Here is a 17,352-nt window from a genome sequence, read left to right on the forward strand (position 1 = left end):
CGGTCGCGACTCTGGGGAATTCGACCGGCGACCCGAGGCGATCCGTGATCCGGATCCGGGGGGAGGATCGCGTGTCAATCGAGCACGGACGGCTTGCCGTGGTCGTGGTCAACTACGCCTCGGCCCGACTTCTGCAGCGCAACCTGGTGATGGTCGAGCGCGAGGCGCGAGCGATCGACCAGGACGCTTCCGTCGTCGTCGTCGACAACTGGTCGAACGCCGATGAACGGCGTGCTGCCAGAGAAGTCGCTGACGCGCACGAGTGGCTGCTGATCGAGCCGGAATCGAACTCGGGCTTCGGCGGAGGCGTCAACATCGGAGTGACGCGCGCGCTCGTCGAGGGGGCGACCGACGTGCTCGTCATCAACCCGGATGCGCACATCGATCGCGACTCGCTGCGCCGACTCGCCAGTGCCGCGGAAGCCTCGCGCACGACGCTCGCATCGCCGGTCATCACGGACTCCGACGGCAGAACCTGGTTCGCCGGTATCGACCTCCTGCTCGACGACGGCACGATGCGCGCTCGCCGCAAGCGCGTGGCCGGTGATGGGCAGCCGTTCGAACCGTGGCTGAGCGGGGCGTGCCTGTGGATCACGCGCGAGGTCTGGGAGCTCAGCGGCGGCTTCGACGACGACTACTTCCTGTACTGGGAAGACGTCGACTTCTCGCGTCGCGTCGTGTCTGCCGGGGGTTCCCTGGCTCTCGTCGAGGAAGCCAGGGCCGTGCACGACGAGGGGGGAACGCAGCGCGCGGAACCCGAGACCTCCCGTGCCAAGTCCGAGGGCTACTACTACTACAACATCCGGAACCGGATGCTGTACGCCGTCCGGCATCTCGACGACGCGGCCGTGCAGCGCTGGCGTCGGTCCATCCCGCGCACGGCCAGGGAGATCATCCTCCGAGGCGGTCGTCGACAGCTGATCCAGTCGGCCGCACCGATCCGGGCCTACCTCCGCGGTGTACGCGAGGCCCGTCGGATCGCGCGGAGCCACGCAACGGTCCAGAAGGGCAGGAAATGGTCGTAGACGCCTATCATCGTCTCGCGCGTGCGCAGAAGGGGCATGCTCGAGGGGCGCCCGCGTACTCCGTGTACGTCAACCGTCGCATCGGGCGGGTGCTCGCCGCCGTCGCGTATCGGATCGGACTCACCCCGAACCAGGTGTCGATCATCAGTGCGGTGCATTCCTTCGTCGCGATCGGACTCATCGCGTTCGGTCCGGTGAACGTGCCCATGGGCCTTCTGATCGCGCTCCTGCTGGTGCTCGGCTACGCCTGGGACTCCGCCGACGGTCAGGTCGCACGTCTGCGCGGCGGGGGAAGCCCCCAGGGGGAGTGGCTCGATCACTTCATCGACACGCTCAAGATCGCCTCGCTGCATCTGGCCGTCCTGATCGGGCTCTACCGGGTTCTTCCCGAGACGCCTCTGCTTCTGCTGATCCCGATCGTTTTCAGCATCGTCGCCACGACCACCTTCTCCGGCATGCTCCTCAACGACCTGCTCAAGGGCAAGCACGCGGTGGCATCGACGCACGAGCGCGGTGGGGGGACCCTGCTGCGCTCGCTCATCCTGCTCCCGACCGACTTCGGCCTCGTGTGTCTCGTGTTCGTCCTGTGGGGATGGACTCCGGCGTTCCTCGTCGGCTATGGCGCCCTGTGCGTCGCCGCCGTGCTGTTCCTCGCGCTCGCCGCGGTCAAGTGGTTCCGCGAGATCGGAAGGCTCGGTGCCGCCGCATGACCGACGAGAAGATCCTGGTCGTGTGCGCCGCCAACGTCTGCCGATCGCCGTTGGCCGAACTGGCGCTGAGGCGCGGGCTCGGGGCGGACTCCCCGCTCTCCGTCAGCAGCGCCGGAGTCCGGGCGAACGCAGGCGACCCGATCTGCTCCATGGTGGCCTCGCTGCATGATGACGAGGAATGGCAGTCCCAGGCGCGGGCGCACCGGGCGCGACCGGTGACGGTCGAGCAGATCGAGCAGGCGAGCATCGTGCTCACGGCGTCGCGCGACATCCGAGGCGAGCTGGTGCGACTGGCACCCCGCTCCCGAGACTGGATGTTCACGATCAAGGAAGCCGCCCACCTCGGCGAAGGCTTCTCCTCGTCCGCGCCCGACCGGGTGGCCGAATATGTCGCGCATCTCGACCGTGCACGCTCTCGTGCTGTTCCACTGACCCCGCCCGGAGGAGTCGGCACCCGCCTGCGGCACCTCTTCGGAGGGCGCACGAGCGTCGACCCGACGAGCATCGCCGATCGCCACGGAAGCCGCGGGCACCTGGAGACGGTTGCGGAGGTCGAGGCCTCTGTCGCGACCATCGTCGCTCAGCTCGGAAGACATCGGCGCCATTCGTCCTGAGTGAACACTTGCGATATTCCGGTACTCGCACTACGATTAGCCGACGCCGCGTTCTACGCGGTTGAAGGGGACCCGAAGCCGAGGGGGCTTTGGGAACGGGGAATCTGGGTTCTGGGGAGCTGCAGTGTTCAAAGTTTCATCATGCCGTTCTGGGGACGGCTCTTCGCGCTCACTACGCGCGATACTCGTCGCGCCGTTGGTGGCGCTCGCGCTCGTGACGGCCGGCTGCACCGCTGCGCCTGGCGCGTCTGAGACACCGGCTCCTGAGGGCACCAGCACGACGGACTGGACGCCGCCCGCTGACACGGAGACCGAAGGCCCCACCGAGGGCCCGGCGCTCACCGAAGAGAGCGGGGCGCTCGACGCTCCGATCACCCTCTCCACCGACATGGTCGTCACGATCGACAAGATCTCGACCACCACGATCAAGCCCGAGACACCCGGCGAGTACGCCGGTTCCGCGGTCGTCGTCACGCTCTCCGTGGCCAATGACTCGAAGCGCGCGCAGAGTGTCGATTCCGCGGTCGTCAGCCTCGTCACGGACGACGGCGACATCGGAGTATCCACGACGGCCGGTCCGAACGAGCCCCTCCAGGGCGAGCTCGCCGCCGGCGCGGAGACAACGGGGACCTACGTCTTCATGCTCGACCCGACGCAGGGCCGCTCGGTGAAGATCAGCGTCAACTACGCCGCAGGAGAGCCGGTGGCGACGTTCGCCGGCCAGCTCTCCTGACGCGCACGTTCTCTCGCATCACTTTCGGTCTTTCATTGCACTAACTCATTTTCGAAGAAGAAAACTGGCGGCTGGGGAGTCACTATGGGGAACACATCGACCACGAGGCGGGCGCTGAGCGCGCTTGCGTCTGTCGTGACGGCGGCATTGCTCGTCGCCGGCATGACGACATTGGGTGCGCAGGCGGCGTCGGCAGACGTCCCGTCGACGCCACCGCCCCTGTTGCAGCGCGACGACAACGTCGTCACGTCGGATCCGATACCGACGGTGCAGATCGACAACGGCTACGTCTGGGCGCAGGCGACCATCGGGTCGACCGTGTACGCGGTGGGCAAGTTCGACAACGCCCGTGCGCCCCTGGCCGTCCCCGGCACGAGCCTGACCGCGCGTTCCAACGTGCTCGCCTATGACATCAACACGGGCCAGCTGCTCTCGTTCGCCCCGCAGGTGAACGGCGTCATCAAGGCCGTCGCGGCCTCGCCCGATGGAAGCCGCATCTACATCGGCGGCTCGTTCAACTCGGTCAATGGTCAGGCGCGCTGGAACTTCGCGGCCCTCGATGCCGTGACCGGCCAGCTCGTCCCCGGGTTCTCCCCGTCGATCGGCGGCAGCGGCGTCTACGCCCTCGCCACTTCGGGATCGAGTGTCTACGTGGGTGGTCTGTTCACCCAGGGCAACGGCACCGCCCGCAAGAACCTCGCCGGCTTCAACGCCGCCAACGGCGCCCTGCTGAGCTGGGCGCCGCAGACCGACCTCCAGGTCGACGCGATGGTCATGGACCCCGCGGGTCAGAACGTCATCGCCGCCGGCCGCTTCTCGCAGGTGAACGGCGACCTGACCATGCGCGGCACCGTCGCGCTGGACAAGACGACCGGTGCCGTGGACTCGTCCTGGGCGCTGCCGCAGACCGTCAAGAACGGCTCGAACACGGGTGCCAACTCGGGCAAGGCCGGTATCTTCGGCCTCGCCGCCGACGCCACCGCCGTCTACGGCACCGGCTGGGTCTACGCCGACGCCGCCACGGGAAACCTCGAAGGCACATTCGCGGCGGAAGCCGGGAGCGGACAGGTCCGCTGGATCGCGGACTGCCTCGGCGACCACTACGGCGTGTATTCGACCGGCAAGGTCGTCTACACGACGAGTCACACGCACGCCTGCGGCACGATGAACCTGCACCCGGAGCAGAGCCCGCGCACGCACCGCTACTCCGAGGCGTACACCGCCGATGCTCGCGGATCGCTCGGCAACCAGCCCGCGGCCGGCGGCACCTACAAGAACTGGGCGGGCACCCCCGCGCCGTCGCCTTATGCCTGGACACCCGACTGGGCCGTCGGTGTCACGACCGGTATGGGCCAGGCCGGACTCTCCATCACCGGTGCCGGCAACATGATCTCGATCGGCGGCGAGTTCCGATCCGTGAACAACGGCCGCTTCGAAGGACTCGTACGCTTCTCGACGAACCCTCCCGGCGGAGCCAAGGACGGACCCCGTCTCTCCGCGGCCAACTGGACCGGGACGGCGCAGTCGTTCATTCCCGGCCGCGTCCGGGTCTCGATCCCGGCCAACTGGGACCGCGACGACCTGACGCTCACCTATGAGCTGCGTCGTACCGGCACGGCCACGCCGATCGCGACGACCGCGGCCAACGGAACCTGGTGGAACCGTCCGGCGGTCATCCTCGAAGACAAGACGGCGCCTCCGGGATCACAGCAGGAGTACACCGTCGTCGCGAAGGACGGCAACGGCAACACCGTCAGCAGCCAGGCGATGAGCGTGACCGTGACGGCAGGTGCCGTGTCGAGCTACGTCAACGCGGTCTCCGCCGACTCTCCGCAGCTCTACTACCCGCTGGGCACGGCGGCGCAGGACTGGGCGGGCGCGAACACTCCCGTGTTCGGCACGGGTGTGACGTCATCGGCGTCCGGTGTCGAGAACACCGCGACCGGAGCGTCGACCTTCACCGGAACCTCCACGGGACGTGTCTCGACGACCGACAAGGTCGCTGCCCCGGCGGAGTTCTCCACCGAGCTCTGGTTCAAGACGAACACCACGAGCGGTGGCAAGCTGATCGGATACGGATCTGCCGCCTCCGGTGACTCCACGAGCTACGACCGTCATCTCTACATGACGAACAACGGGCGCCTCGTCTTCGGTACCTACAACGGCGGCACCCAGACGATCCAGAACACCACCGCTCTCAACAACAACGCCTGGCATCACGCGGTGGCGACCCAGAGTGCAGACGGCATGAAGCTCTATGTCGACGGCGTGCTCGTCTCGTCTGCTGCCGGTGCGACGACCGCTGAGAACTACGTCGGGTACTGGCGCATCGGCGGCGACAACATCACCAGCTGGCCCTCGGCACCGAGTTCCAAGTACTTCAAGGGATCTCTCGACGAGGTCGCCGTCTACCCCTACGCGCTGAGCGCTGCTCAGGTGCAGACGCACTACGGCATCGGCAAGGGCTTCCAGCCGCCGACCGCCGCGTTCACCGCGACGCCGACCGATCTCGCTGTGGCGTTCGACGCCAGTGCGTCCGCGCCGACCGGCTCGGCCACGATCGCCGGCTACAAGTGGGACTTCGGCGACGACTCGGCGACCGCCTCGGGCAAGACCGTCTCGCACACGTACACGGCTGCCGGCACCTACACGGCCAAGCTCACGGTCACCGACAGCAACGGGCTGGCGACCACGACAGAGAACCCCGTCGTGGTCCAGGCGGCGAACGCGCTGCCGACGGCATCCTTCCAGGTGACCGGCACCGGGCTCTCGGTCTCGGCCGACGCCTCCGCCTCCACCGACTCCGACGGCACGATCGCGTCGTACGACTGGAACTGGGGCGACGGATCGACCTCGACAGGACAGGTCGCCAGTCACGTGTACGCCTCGGCGGGCACGCGCACGGTCACGCTGACCGTCACCGACAACCGCGGTGGCACGGCGACGACCACGCGAGAGGCCGTCACGACGCACGCGAACCCGGTCGCGACCTTCACGTCGACGGCGTCAGGCATGAACGTCGAGGTCTCGGCTGCCGGGTCGAGCGCGTCCGACGGCGCGACCCTGGCCTACTCCTGGAACTGGGGAGATGGCACACCGGCGGGTACCGGTGCGACCGCTGGTCACACCTACACCCAGCCGGGCGCGCATGACATCACCCTCACGGTGACCGACAGCCTCGGCGGATCGGCGACGGTCACGAAGTCCGTGACCGTCCAGGCGCAGGTGTTCGCGGCGTCCGACTCGTTCGGTCGAGTCGTCTCGAGCGGCTGGGGCGCGGCTGATGTCGGCGGCACCTGGGCGCCCATGAGCGGTTCGGCCGCTGTCACCTCCGTTGCAGACGGAGTCGGCAAGGTGAACCTCACGCCGGGCGAGACCCGCGAGATGCTGCTGCAGGGCACATCGCTCCTCGACACGTCGGCACGGATCACGTATTCGCTGGCCTCGGGGCCGTCGACGGGCGTCGCCTACGAGGGACTGGGTGCACGTCGCTCCGGTTCCAACGGCTACCGGGCACTCGCATGGCACCGAGCGGACGGAACCACGTGGCTCGTGATCCACCGCAACGGAACGGCCATCGCCAGCACCGCCGTCGCCGGTCTCACGTGGACCGCGGGAAGCACGTTCAACCTGGCCATGGAGACCACCGGCTCCGGAACCACGACGATCCGCGCGAAGGTGTGGGCAGCCGGCGCCGCCGAGCCCGCCAACTGGCAGCTCTCCACGACGGATGCGACGCCGGCCCTCCAGGTCGCCGGAGCACCGACGGTGTTCTCGTACCGTGCAGGCAGCGCGACGGGAACCAACCTCGTGAGCTTCGACGACTACACGCTCAAGAACCTCGGCGTGGTGGCGCCGCAGCCGGAGCCCGAGCCCGAGCCGCAGCCCACGAACGTGGCGCCGACCGCAGCGTTCACGGCGACCGCGACGGGACTGACCGTCAACGTCAACGGCGGGGCATCGACCGACTCGGACGGCACGATCGCCTCCTACGCCTGGAACTTCGGAGACGGCTCCACGGGCACCGGAGCGACGAGCTCTCGCGCCTACACCGCTGCAGGCACCTACACGGTGACCCTCACGGTGACCGACGACAAGGGGGCGACCAACACCGCCACGCAGCAGGTCACGGTCACGGCCCCGCCGGTCGACCCGCAGCCTGAGCCCAACCCCGCCGCGCTTGCGAGCGACGAGTTCGACCGTACGGCGGGCCCTGGGTGGGGTACCGCGGTCGCGGGCGGCGCCTGGAGCATCGCCGGGGGATCGCAGGCGGCGGCGACCGTCGCCGACGGTCAGGGCAAGCTGAGCCTGGTCGCCGGAGACACCCGCCACGCCACGCTCAACACGACGTCGATCGGCGACGCGATCCTCGAGACGCAGTTCCGGGTCGATCAGGCTCCCGCCGCGGGCGGCGCCTACATCGGGGTCATCGCGAGGCAGACGGCCGCAGGGAAGTACTTCGCCCGTGCATGGCTCCGTCCCGACGGAACCGTGTGGCTCGTGGTTCACCGTGAGGGGACGGTGCTGCTGACGCAGGCCGTGCCCGGACTCGTCTGGGCGGCGAACACGTCGTACAGCCTGAAGGTCTCCGTCACCGGATCCGCCTCGACGGCCATCTCGGCGAAGATCTGGGCGACCGGTACCACCGAGCCGGCGAACTGGCAGCTCAATGCGACGGACGCGACTCCGTTGGCTGCGGGTTCCGTCGGTCTCAGCGGCAACCGGTCGGGTAGCTCGACGGCGCCCCTGAACGTCTCGTTCGATTCGTTCCGCGTCACCGCGCCCCAGTAAGATCCTGACGCATGGCCACTGCTGTTCCGATCGCGCTCCTCGCCGTCGGAGGAATCGCAGCAGTGGCCATCGTCGTGTTCGTCTTCCGGTTGCTGCCGCGCACCGCATTCGTGGCCTGGGCGTGCGTGCTCTTCTTCGTGCCGCTCTGGGTCGGTGTGAACGTGGGCTTCTACTGGGCGGCGATCACGTTGCTCACCGCCTTGATGATCATCGTCAACTGGTCGGTCGTGCCTCTGCGTGCGGCGGACGCCTGGGTCGTGGCGTTCGTCATCGTCATCGTCGGACTGTACGGCTTCGGCACGGTGGATCTCCCGTCGCTCGTCGCGGCGTTGCTCGAGTGGGTGATCCCGTACCTCTGGGGTCGCGTCGTGCTCGCACGGATCGCCCCGGAATGGGTCACATCGACGATCGCCGTCGTCGCGATCGTCGCAGCGGTCCTCGGCATCGTCGAGTTCTTCACCTCGTTCAACCCCTTCGTGCTGATCCCGGGATCCGGCGTCATCTACGACACCTGGAGCCCTCTCCAAGAGCGTGGCGGGGTCCTGAGGGTCGAGGGGGCCTTCGGGCATTCGATCGCTCTGGGAGCGGCACTCGCGATGTCGTCGGCGTTCATCGTGGCGACGAAGTGGCGGCTGGTCCCGAAGATCGGCGGCATCGTGCTCGTCGCCGTGGCGACCGTCTTGACGTTCAGTCGCGCCGGACAGCTCACCCTCGTGCTCACCCTGGTGCTGTCCACGTTCCTGATCGTCGGGGTGTCCACACGGTTCCGGGTGGCAGTCGTCACCGCCGGTGTCATCGGCACCGTCATCGCGATCCCGATCATCGACTCCGTCTTCGGGGCCGCGGGTGACGAGGCCGGAGGCAGCGCGGACTATCGGACCGACCTCCTCGTGCTCCTCCAGCAGGTGCAGCTGTTCGGCAACCCGGGGGATTGGCACTCGCTGGTCTCGGGAGACTATTACCTCGGCTATTTCGCGCGCTCGGTCGACAACGCCCTCGTGCTGACGCTGCTGCGGTACGGCTACATTCCGACCCTGCTGATCATGGCGGCCATCGTCTGCGCGGCGATCCTGACGGTGCGACGCTCGACCAGGAGCCCGGCGTCGATCGCGGTCGTGGGGCAGCTGCCCAGCCTCGTGGTGGTCGCGCTGATCACGCAGTACAGCATGTTCCTCTGGTTCTGCGTGGGGCTCGCGATCACGTGGGCCCGTGACGCCGATGCGCTCCGCGGGGCACGTGAGGGGCCTGCGGAGACGGCACGGGGATCACTCGACCCGCTGCGCCTGCAGCTCGGCGCCGAGCGGCGCTCTGCACAGTCATGAAGTCACGGAATCGAACACTCCTCTAGAATCGAAGTCTCAGGGGGGAATGGGGAGTCATGGGCGAGAGCCGGGTCAGTCTGCGCGTCATCGCCAGCTCGTTGCGCAAGTTCTGGTGGATGATCGTGCTCTGCGGCGTCGTCGGAGCCGCAGGATCCTACGGATACGCCTCCCTGCAGACTCCGCTCTTCCAGGCGACGACCTCGCTGTACTTCGCTCTGAACCAGGGCACCAGCGCCTCGGACCTCAATCAGGGCTCGGTCTACACCCAGAGCCAGATGCTCTCGTTCGCTCAGCTCGCGACGAGTTCGCGGGTGCTCGACCCCGTCATCGAGGAGCTCGGTCTCGACACGACTCCGCGGGCTCTCGCACGTGATATCGAGGTCACGATCCCGCAGAGCACCGTGACGCTGCGGATCACGGGAATCACCGACGACGCCGAGGCGGCTGCCGAGCTGGCCGATGCCGTGGCCGATCAGCTCATCATCGTCGTCAAGGACGTCGCGCCCAAGGACCCTCAGGGCGAATCCACGATCACGGCCCAGGTCATCGACGACGCGGTCGTGCCGGAGTTCCAGTTCACACCGAGCAAGCCGCGCGATGCTCTTCTCGGGGGCTTCCTCGGTGGAGTTCTCGGGCTTGCCGTCGCGGTGCTGATCGGCGTGCTCGACACGCGTATGCGCAACGAGGAGACGCTGACGGAGGCGGGCGGCGATCCCGTGCTCGGCGTCGTCTCCAAGTCGCCGCTGCTGGCTATGCGGGGCATCGCGGTCGCGCAGGAGCCGCTCGGCCACACGTCGGAGGAGTTCCGTCGTATCCGTTCGGCGCTCGCCTACGCGAACGTCTCCTCGCGGGTGAAGGTGCTGCTCGTGACGTCCGGCATGCCCGCAGAGGGCAAGTCGACGGTGTCCGTCAATCTGGCCATGACCCTCGCGGGTCTTCGCAACTCCGTGCTGCTGATCGACGCCGACATGCGGCGTCCGCGCGCCCACGAGCATGCCGGTATCGACGGGTCGATCGGTCTGACGAGCGTGCTGCTCGACGAGGTCGAGTTCGAGGTCGCCAAGCACAGCGTCGCAGACAGCACACTCGACATCCTGCCCGCAGGCACCATCCCCCCGAATCCTGCTGAACTGCTCACGTCGGCACGCATGGCGCAGCTGCTCGACTTCGCCGCGGCGGAATACGACTACGTCGTGATCGACTCGCCCCCGATCCTCAGCGTGGCCGACGCCAACCTCTTCGCCACCCAGACCGACGGCGTGATCCTCGTGGTCGACGCGACCAAGACCCGTCGCGCCGCACTCGCCAAGAGCATCAAGTCGCTCGAGTCCGGTGGTGCGCGCATCCTCGGCACGGTCCTGAACCGTGCCCGACCGGATCGACACCGCAGCGAGTATTACAGCGACTGACACGACCCCCGCGATACGGAGCGCCATGCCGGATGACGGAGTATATCGGTGAGATGCGTGGTCCGTTTGTCTTTGCCCGGATAGCCAGGTACTCTTCATGAGTTGCGAGGGGGACTCGCTCTTTGCTGCCGGGGTCTAAACTGCGGCGGAGATGCGGGGTGATCATGAATCTGCCCCAGAAGACGGTGACATCGTGTCCACTCCGTTCCTCGACCTCGCATCGCGCGAACCTGCGAATCCGGCCAGGCGGCGACCTCGAAAGGTCCTCGCAGGCGCACTGACCGCTGCCCTTGCACTTACTGCTGCGTTGACGGCCGCTCCTGCGTCGGCGCTGGCCGACGATGCGGTGCTCCTCTCGCAGCCCGCCGCGTCGACGGGCGATCCGGTCATCGTCGACGACATGGACCGTACGGTCGGCTCGGGATGGGGGTCCTCCCCCGAGGGGGCGTGGCGGGTCGTGGAAGGAACGGCGAGCGTCACGGGCGACCAGGCCTTGCTCGCCAGCCGCAAGCCCGGGATCACTGCCAGAGCGACCGTCGACGCAGCCGCGGCGGCAGATGTGGACAGCCGCTTCTCGTTGACGGTCCCCGAGCTCCCCGTCGGAGGGCCGCTGTACCTCTCCCAGGCGGTGCGGGTGACCGGTGCCGACTCCTACGGCGTGCGCGTGCGCGTGCATCCCGACGGCTCGGCTTATGTGTCGGTCGTCCGGCTCTCCGACCTCATGCGCGTGCAGCACCTCAGCGAGCGCCGGCTTCCTCTCACTGTAACGAGCGGCACCACGTTGACGGTGGCGCTCAGCGTCACCGGTACGAGTCCGGTCGCGCTGGGCGCCAAGGCGTGGGAATCGAGTGCTGGGGAGCCTGCCGACTGGCAGGTCACATACTCCGACGACTCCGACGGCCGCATCCAGGCCGCGGGCGGGTACGCTTTCGCGCTCTACACCTCCTCCGGCGCTCAAACCGCTGTACCGGTCGGTATCGATGACGTCTCCGTCACCACTCCCGTCACCACGCCGGAGCCTTCCACGGAACCCACTCCGGCTCCGGAGCCCACCCCGACGACTGAGCCCACCCCGACTCCGGAGCCCACCCCGGCTCCGGAGCCCACCCCGACGACTGAGCCCACCCCGACTCCGGAGCCGTCACCGTCACCGTCTCCCTCACCCGAGCCGACGCCGACGCCCGAGCCGACGCCGACGCCGACGCCGACGCCGACGCCAGAGCCGACGCCGACGCCAGAGCCGACGCCGACGCCAGAGCCGACGCCGGTGCCCGAGCCCGAGCCGGTACCCCCGGTCACGCCGGAGGGTGTGCGGGGCGACCCCGGTGCCAAGGCCCCGGGAACGCTCGTCTACGACGCTCCGGCGACGGCCGTCTACGTCGCTCCGGCAGGATTCGACGGAGCCTCTGGAACCAAGAGCTCGCCGGTCAAGACGATCGCTGCCGCGCTTCGCGTCGTTCCGAACGGAGGGACGATCATCCTCCGCGGGGGCTCTTATCACGAGGAGGTCATCGTGCCCGCACAGAAGCGGGTCACGATCCAGCCGGCGCCGAACGAGTCGGTCTGGCTCGACGGTGCGAAGTCGGTCACCGGCTGGAAGGCCTCGGGAGGCACGTGGATCGTCGACGGCTGGAACACGGCTCTCGACGCGAGCCCGACCTACACGAAGGGTGCGCCGGACAATACTCAGGCGGACTGGCGCTTCGTCGACCCAGCCCACCCCATGGCCGCCCACCCCGATCAGGTCTGGGTCGCCGGGGTGCAGCTGCGTGAGGTGGCTTCCGCCTCCCAGGTTGCGGAAGGCACCTTCTTCGTCGATGACTCCGCAAAGCGTCTGGTGATCGGCACGAACCCGACGGGCAAGTCGGTCGAGGCGAGCGTGCTCACGCAGGCGCTCTCGATCCGCTCGGCGGGTACGGAGGTGCGGGGGATCGGAGTGCGCCGATATGCCACCAGCGTTCCGCAGATGGGCACGGTGATCGCCGCTGCCCCCAACGTCTCCCTCACAGATGTCACGATCCGCGACAACTCGACGACCGGCTTCTACTCGTGGTCGCCGGGAACGACGCTGACGCGCGTGTCGCTGATCGGCAACGGCCTGCTCGGCGGAGGCGCATCGCAGGCGGACGGTCTCCGGGTGACCCAGATGCTCTCCGTCGGCAACAACATGGAGCACTTCAACGACGCACCGGTCTCCGGCGCGTTCAAGGTCACCCGTACCCGAGGAGTGACCGTGACGGACAGTGCGTTCACGGGGAATGACGGCCGCGGACCGTGGTTCGACGAATCCGTCCTCGACATCGCATTCACCGGGAACGATGTTATCGGCAACACCGGTCACGGAGTCATGGTCGAACTGTCGGAACGGGCGGTCGTCGCCGATAACGTCATCGCCCGCAACGGCGAGTTCGGGCTGTGGGTGCTCAACTCCGGCAACGTCAAGATCTGGAACAACACGCTGGTCGGCAACGGGAACCGGAACGTCAGCATCGGGATGGATTCCCGCCGTGCATCCGACCCGAACACGCCGGGGCATGACCCGCGGACACGGTTCGCGCCGGAGGCATCCTGGATCACACGGAACATCGTGATGTCGAACAACATCGTGGCCGAGAGCGCCGGCAACTGCCTCGTCTGCGTACAGGACTTCTCGCTGCAGTACACAGGATCCCAGATGGTGTCGAGCGTGAACGGAAACCTCTACCACCGCACGGCACCGGGAACCCCCCGATGGTTCTCCGCCTGGTCGAAGGGATCGGTCTCGCGGGACCCCGCTGTGACCGACACGCTCGCCGCATTCACGGCGGCCACGGGCCAGGATCGACGGTCGCAGTTCGTCGAGGGCTCGCCGGTGGTCGACGGAGGCTTCGCGCTGCTGCCGGCGTTCGCAGCCGGCCAGGGCTCTGTGGCGGTTCCGGTGCCGTCTGATGTCGCATCAGTATCACGACTCCCCGGCAGCAGCACGGCGCTGGGAGCCCTGCCCCGGTGACGATGTAAGTATGGGCTCTCTTCTTGCTGTCGGCGCGCGTGCGCTGACGATGGTCATCGCGCTGGTCTGTGGCGTTCTCACGACCCGGATGATCATCGGCGGTGCCGGCGTCGACAGCTTCGCCCTGTACACGCTGCTGACCACCATCCCCTCGCTGCTGACCTTCACCGACCTCGGCAGCGGGGCGGTCCTGGTCAACGCCGTCGCGACCAGCGAGAACGTGCGCACGGACGAGAAGCTGCGCTACCAGCTCACTTCGGTCGGCCGGGTGCTGCTCATGTTCGCGGCCACGGCGATGGCCATCAACACCGTTCTCGTGCTCACGGGAGCGTGGGAGCTGGTGTTCGGCGAAGCGGGAGGACGCCCGGGCGCCTCGCTCGCCGCCTTCTACTGCGTCACGATCTTCTGTCTGGGCATCCCTCTCGGGGTGTGGGCGCGGATCATGCTGGGGCAGCGCCGCAATCACGTCGTGATCCTTCTCCAGGGACTGATCTCGCCGCTGACGATGACCGGTGTCTGGCTGATGCTCACGTTCGGCGGCGAGAACCTTCATTCCTTCGTGGCCATCGCCTCCTTCTCGGCGTCGTTCCTCGTATCGGTGCTCGGAATCCTCATCACGGCGCGCGCGACGTCGCCTCTGATCCCCGCGGCTGCGGGCATGGTCCTGCGCCCTCGGCGTTTTCCGGGGGTCCGGGTGATGGACGTCGGCTGGCCGATGCTCGCCCAGATGGTGACCTATCCGATCGCGGTCGGCTCTCAGCGATACGTGATCGCGCAGCTCGGCGGCCCCACCGACGTCGCCGAGTACGGAGTGGCGGGGCAGGTCTTCTTCGCCCTGAACGGACTCGTGATGGCGGGCGGACTCGCGCTCTGGCCGCACTTCGCGAAGAGCCGCCACGACGGTGACCTCCGGCGGGGGCCGTTCCTCCTGTCGGTGCTGTTCGCCGTCGCCATCGGGCTCGCGACCGTGATGGTCTGGCTCGTCGGCCCGTGGCTGTTCGGGTTCATCACCCAGGGCGAGTTGACGGTGCGGCCGAGCACGATCTTCGCTTTCGGTCTGATGATCATGATGACGGCGGCGGTGTACCCCCTGGGCATGTTCATCATGGACAAGCCGGGCATCCGGTTCCAGGTGATCCCCACGCTCAGCATGGCGGCCGTCGGCATCACACTCTCCTTCGTGCTGACCCCCGTGCTGGGGATCGCCGGACCGCTGATCGGCGTCGCCTTCGCACTGGTCGTCTGCCAGCTGATCCCGTTCTCGATCTACATCGTCCGGAACAAGAAGCGGCTGACGGTGGGAGACCTCGAGCCGGTCTAGCGGTCGGTTTCGCCGCAGTGCTGCCGGCGCGGCTGACGGCGCGGCTGACGGCGCGGCTGACGGCGCGGCTGACGGCGCGGCTGACGGCGCGGCTGAGGGAGGCCTCAGCCCAGCACGTGCGCCGTGATGCTCGAGCGGTACACAGCGGGAGCGTGACGGCGGAGGGCCTCGGCGCGGCTGTCCGCGACGGTCGAGACCATCTCATCCCACCGGGTGTCGATGTCGGTCAGCGCGGATGCGATCGCGTCGGGGTCGCCCGCAGTGACGAGCTTCGCCGTGCCGTATCCGCCCGCAGCCTCTCGAAGGCCGCTGCTGTCGCTCGCGATCACGGGGCGCAGGGCGAGGACTCCTTCGACAGCGGTGTTCCCGAAAGGCTCGTCGACTCGCGACGGGACGAGAAGCACATCGGCCTTCTCCAGGAACGGCCAGATGTCGGTGTGGAATCCGGCGAAGTCGACCGATACTCCGGCTTCTGCCGCCTGAGCACGTAGGTCTCGTTCGAACCACTCGTAGCCTTCGAAGACCGCACCGAGGAGCGTCACGTCGACGGTCCGCCCGGCGGAGTGCAGCCGGGAAGCGGCCTCGATCACGAGGTCGGGCCCCTTACGAGGGGAGAGGCGTCCGACGTACAGCACGCGGAGCGGGCCCTCGGTGCGCGGACGGGGGGACACCGGATGCGGGGGAGAGGCGACGCCGTTGTAGACCACATGCGAGCGTCGGGCGAGGGCGGGCAGCGCGGCTCGGATCGTGTCCAGGCTGAAGCGGCTGTTCACCAGAGTGCGATGAGAGGCCAGGTGGGGGGAGTAGAGGATGCCGTTGACAAGCTTGCTTCCCGAGGCCTCGGCTTCATGCACATGGCTCACGGAACGGGTGCCCCGCAGTCGCGCGACCAGCGGCCATTCCGGGATGATGATCGTCGATACGTAGACGACATCGGGGCGCACGCGTCCGATCAGCCGCCAGGCGGCACCGAGGCCGCGGAACGTGTCGCGGAAGAGCTTGGGCAGCCCTCGTGGGGTCAGCAGGACCTTGCGCAGCACGAGCATCGGGACGATGACCACCTCGGCGCCGGCGGTGCGGAGCTCGTTCACGAGGAGTCCGGAACTCGGAAGGGCCACGACGACGCGTGCCCCGGACTCGACGAGGCCGATCGCGCTCTCCAGCAGCATGCGGTCGGAGCCGAACAGCTCGGCGCCCGGATGCACGAGAAGGACGGTGCGCTGCTGCGCGCCGGTGCTCATGACGCCCCCGATTCGGCCGGAGCGGGGGACCAGTCCGCCGACCGCCGACTCGCTCGCCGCGCCGAGGGATGGATGGTCGCACGCTCGGAGATCCGCTGCGCGAGCGCCTCGTACTCGTCTGCGACGTCGTCCCAGCGGAATCGGGTGCGGGCGATCTCCCGCACCGCCGTGCCGCGGGCGGCAGTCGAGGTCGGGTCGGCCTCGGCCGCCATCACGTGCTCGGCGACGTCGGCGGCGTCGGAGAAGAACCATCCGTTGCCGTCGAGCACCTCGCGGTTGAAAGGGACGTCGAAACCGATCACGGCGGTCGCCGCCCCCATGGCGCGAAGGAGCGAAGGGTTGGTCCCACCGACGGAGTGCCCGTGCACGTACGTGAGCGCATTCGCATAGAGCGCATCGAGCAGCTCCTGGTCGTACACGCCCCCGACGAGCCGGATCCGGTCGTCGCCGTCGGCCACGCGCTGGATCTCCTGGGTGTATCCCGCGCTGTACGGCGCCGAGCCGACGACGACGAGCGGTAGTCTCGCGTCGCTGTCGCGATACCCCTCGACGATCTCGAGCACGTGGTTCTCAGGCTCGAAGCGGGCCACGACGAGGTGGTATCCCTCGGTGGTCAGGTCCATCTCGGTGACGCCACGCTGCGGGAGCTGGTCGAGGATGGGGGCGCCGTAACGGATGAGCTCGGTCGGAACATCGAACTGGTGCCGGTAGTAGTCGGCGATTCCCGGCGCATCCGCGATCAGAGCATCAGCGGTGCGGACCCCGAACTGCTCTGCCCAGCGGTAGTAGGCCTTGCCCCGTGGACCCCACTTAGAGCGTCGCCATTCGAGCCCGTCCATGTGCAGGGCGACCGGTGCGCGGCGCAGTCGGAGCAGGGGAAGGAATGGAGAGTTGGCGGCATTGAAGACGAAGGTCGCATCGGGCCGCCGGCGGAACATGAGGTGAAGGGCTGACAGGCCGGTGTGGCTCAGCGTCTCGATCTGCTTCACCGGAACTGCGGGAAGGTGCACGACCCTCATCCCGAGGTACTCCTTCTCGCGCCTCTCAGAACCGCGGGTGTACACGACGACGTCGTGTCCTCGGTCCGCGAGCCGTCGCCCGACCTCTTCGATGGCGGTTTCGAATCCGCCGTATGCCGCGGGCACCCCTCTGGTCCCCACCATCGCGATGGTGAGGCGGTTCGAATTGCTCATTCGA

Annotated in this window: 11 protein-coding genes; 9 read left to right on the plus strand and 2 right to left on the minus strand. The window is 67.9% G+C overall.

The genetic code is table 11. The features are described from left to right. The first annotated feature begins 71 nt into the window (after nucleotides 1-71). The 9 genes from ACFVWL_RS10090 (at nucleotide 72) to ACFVWL_RS10130 (ending at nucleotide 14,914) form a co-directional block, all read left to right on the plus strand. Nucleotides 72-1,025: a glycosyltransferase family 2 protein gene (locus tag ACFVWL_RS10090; RefSeq protein ID WP_387181891.1), complete on the plus strand. Its 954-nt coding sequence runs from the start codon at nucleotides 72-74 to the stop codon at nucleotides 1,023-1,025. After that, entirely contained in the window at nucleotides 1,016-1,735 is a 720-nt protein-coding gene (locus tag ACFVWL_RS10095; RefSeq protein ID WP_387181893.1) for a CDP-alcohol phosphatidyltransferase family protein, read from the plus strand. The genes ACFVWL_RS10090 and ACFVWL_RS10095 overlap by 10 nt, the downstream gene beginning before the upstream one ends. Next, complete coding sequence (locus tag ACFVWL_RS10100) at nucleotides 1,732-2,349, plus strand: hypothetical protein (RefSeq protein ID WP_387181896.1); 618 nt, start codon at nucleotides 1,732-1,734, stop codon at nucleotides 2,347-2,349. Before ACFVWL_RS10095 ends, ACFVWL_RS10100 begins: the two co-directional genes overlap by 4 nt. Before the next feature lie 199 nt (nucleotides 2,350-2,548). Then, nucleotides 2,549-3,082 carry a DUF4352 domain-containing protein gene (locus ACFVWL_RS10105; RefSeq protein ID WP_387181899.1) on the plus strand — a complete coding sequence of 178 codons (534 nt, stop codon included), beginning with the start codon at nucleotides 2,549-2,551 and terminating at the stop codon, nucleotides 3,080-3,082. Nucleotides 3,083-3,166: 84 nt separating this feature from the next. Then, a complete protein-coding gene (locus tag ACFVWL_RS10110; protein WP_387181901.1) occupies nucleotides 3,167-7,873 on the plus strand; it encodes a PKD domain-containing protein in 4,707 nt (1,568 codons plus the stop codon). A gap of 11 nt (nucleotides 7,874-7,884) precedes the next feature. After that, the gene (locus tag ACFVWL_RS10115; RefSeq protein WP_387181904.1) at nucleotides 7,885-9,195 is read left to right on the plus strand and encodes a hypothetical protein; all 1,311 of its coding nucleotides are present in this window, start codon (nucleotides 7,885-7,887) and stop codon (nucleotides 9,193-9,195) included. Nucleotides 9,196-9,251: 56 nt separating this feature from the next. After that, the gene (locus ACFVWL_RS10120) at nucleotides 9,252-10,604 is read left to right on the plus strand and encodes a polysaccharide biosynthesis tyrosine autokinase (RefSeq protein WP_387181907.1); all 1,353 of its coding nucleotides are present in this window, start codon (nucleotides 9,252-9,254) and stop codon (nucleotides 10,602-10,604) included. Between the two features lie 307 nt (nucleotides 10,605-10,911). Continuing rightward, complete coding sequence (locus ACFVWL_RS10125; RefSeq protein WP_387181910.1) at nucleotides 10,912-13,593, plus strand: right-handed parallel beta-helix repeat-containing protein; 2,682 nt, start codon at nucleotides 10,912-10,914, stop codon at nucleotides 13,591-13,593. Between the two features lie 10 nt (nucleotides 13,594-13,603). Next, nucleotides 13,604-14,914 (plus strand): lipopolysaccharide biosynthesis protein, encoded by a 1,311-nt coding sequence (locus ACFVWL_RS10130; protein ID WP_387181911.1) that lies wholly within the window; start codon nucleotides 13,604-13,606, stop codon nucleotides 14,912-14,914. Nucleotides 14,915-15,018: 104 nt separating this feature from the next. Here ACFVWL_RS10130 and ACFVWL_RS10135 read toward each other — a convergent pair whose 3' ends face one another. Then, entirely contained in the window at nucleotides 15,019-16,155 is a 1,137-nt protein-coding gene (locus ACFVWL_RS10135; protein WP_387181914.1) for a glycosyltransferase, read from the minus strand. Then, nucleotides 16,152-17,348 carry a glycosyltransferase gene (locus ACFVWL_RS10140; protein ID WP_387181917.1) on the minus strand — a complete coding sequence of 399 codons (1,197 nt, stop codon included), beginning with the start codon at nucleotides 17,346-17,348 and terminating at the stop codon, nucleotides 16,152-16,154. The genes ACFVWL_RS10135 and ACFVWL_RS10140 overlap by 4 nt, the downstream gene beginning before the upstream one ends. Between the last annotated feature and the right edge of the window lie 4 nt (nucleotides 17,349-17,352).

The organism is Microbacterium sp. NPDC058269, from assembly GCF_042881445.1.
Lineage (GTDB): Bacteria > Actinomycetota > Actinomycetes > Actinomycetales > Microbacteriaceae > Microbacterium.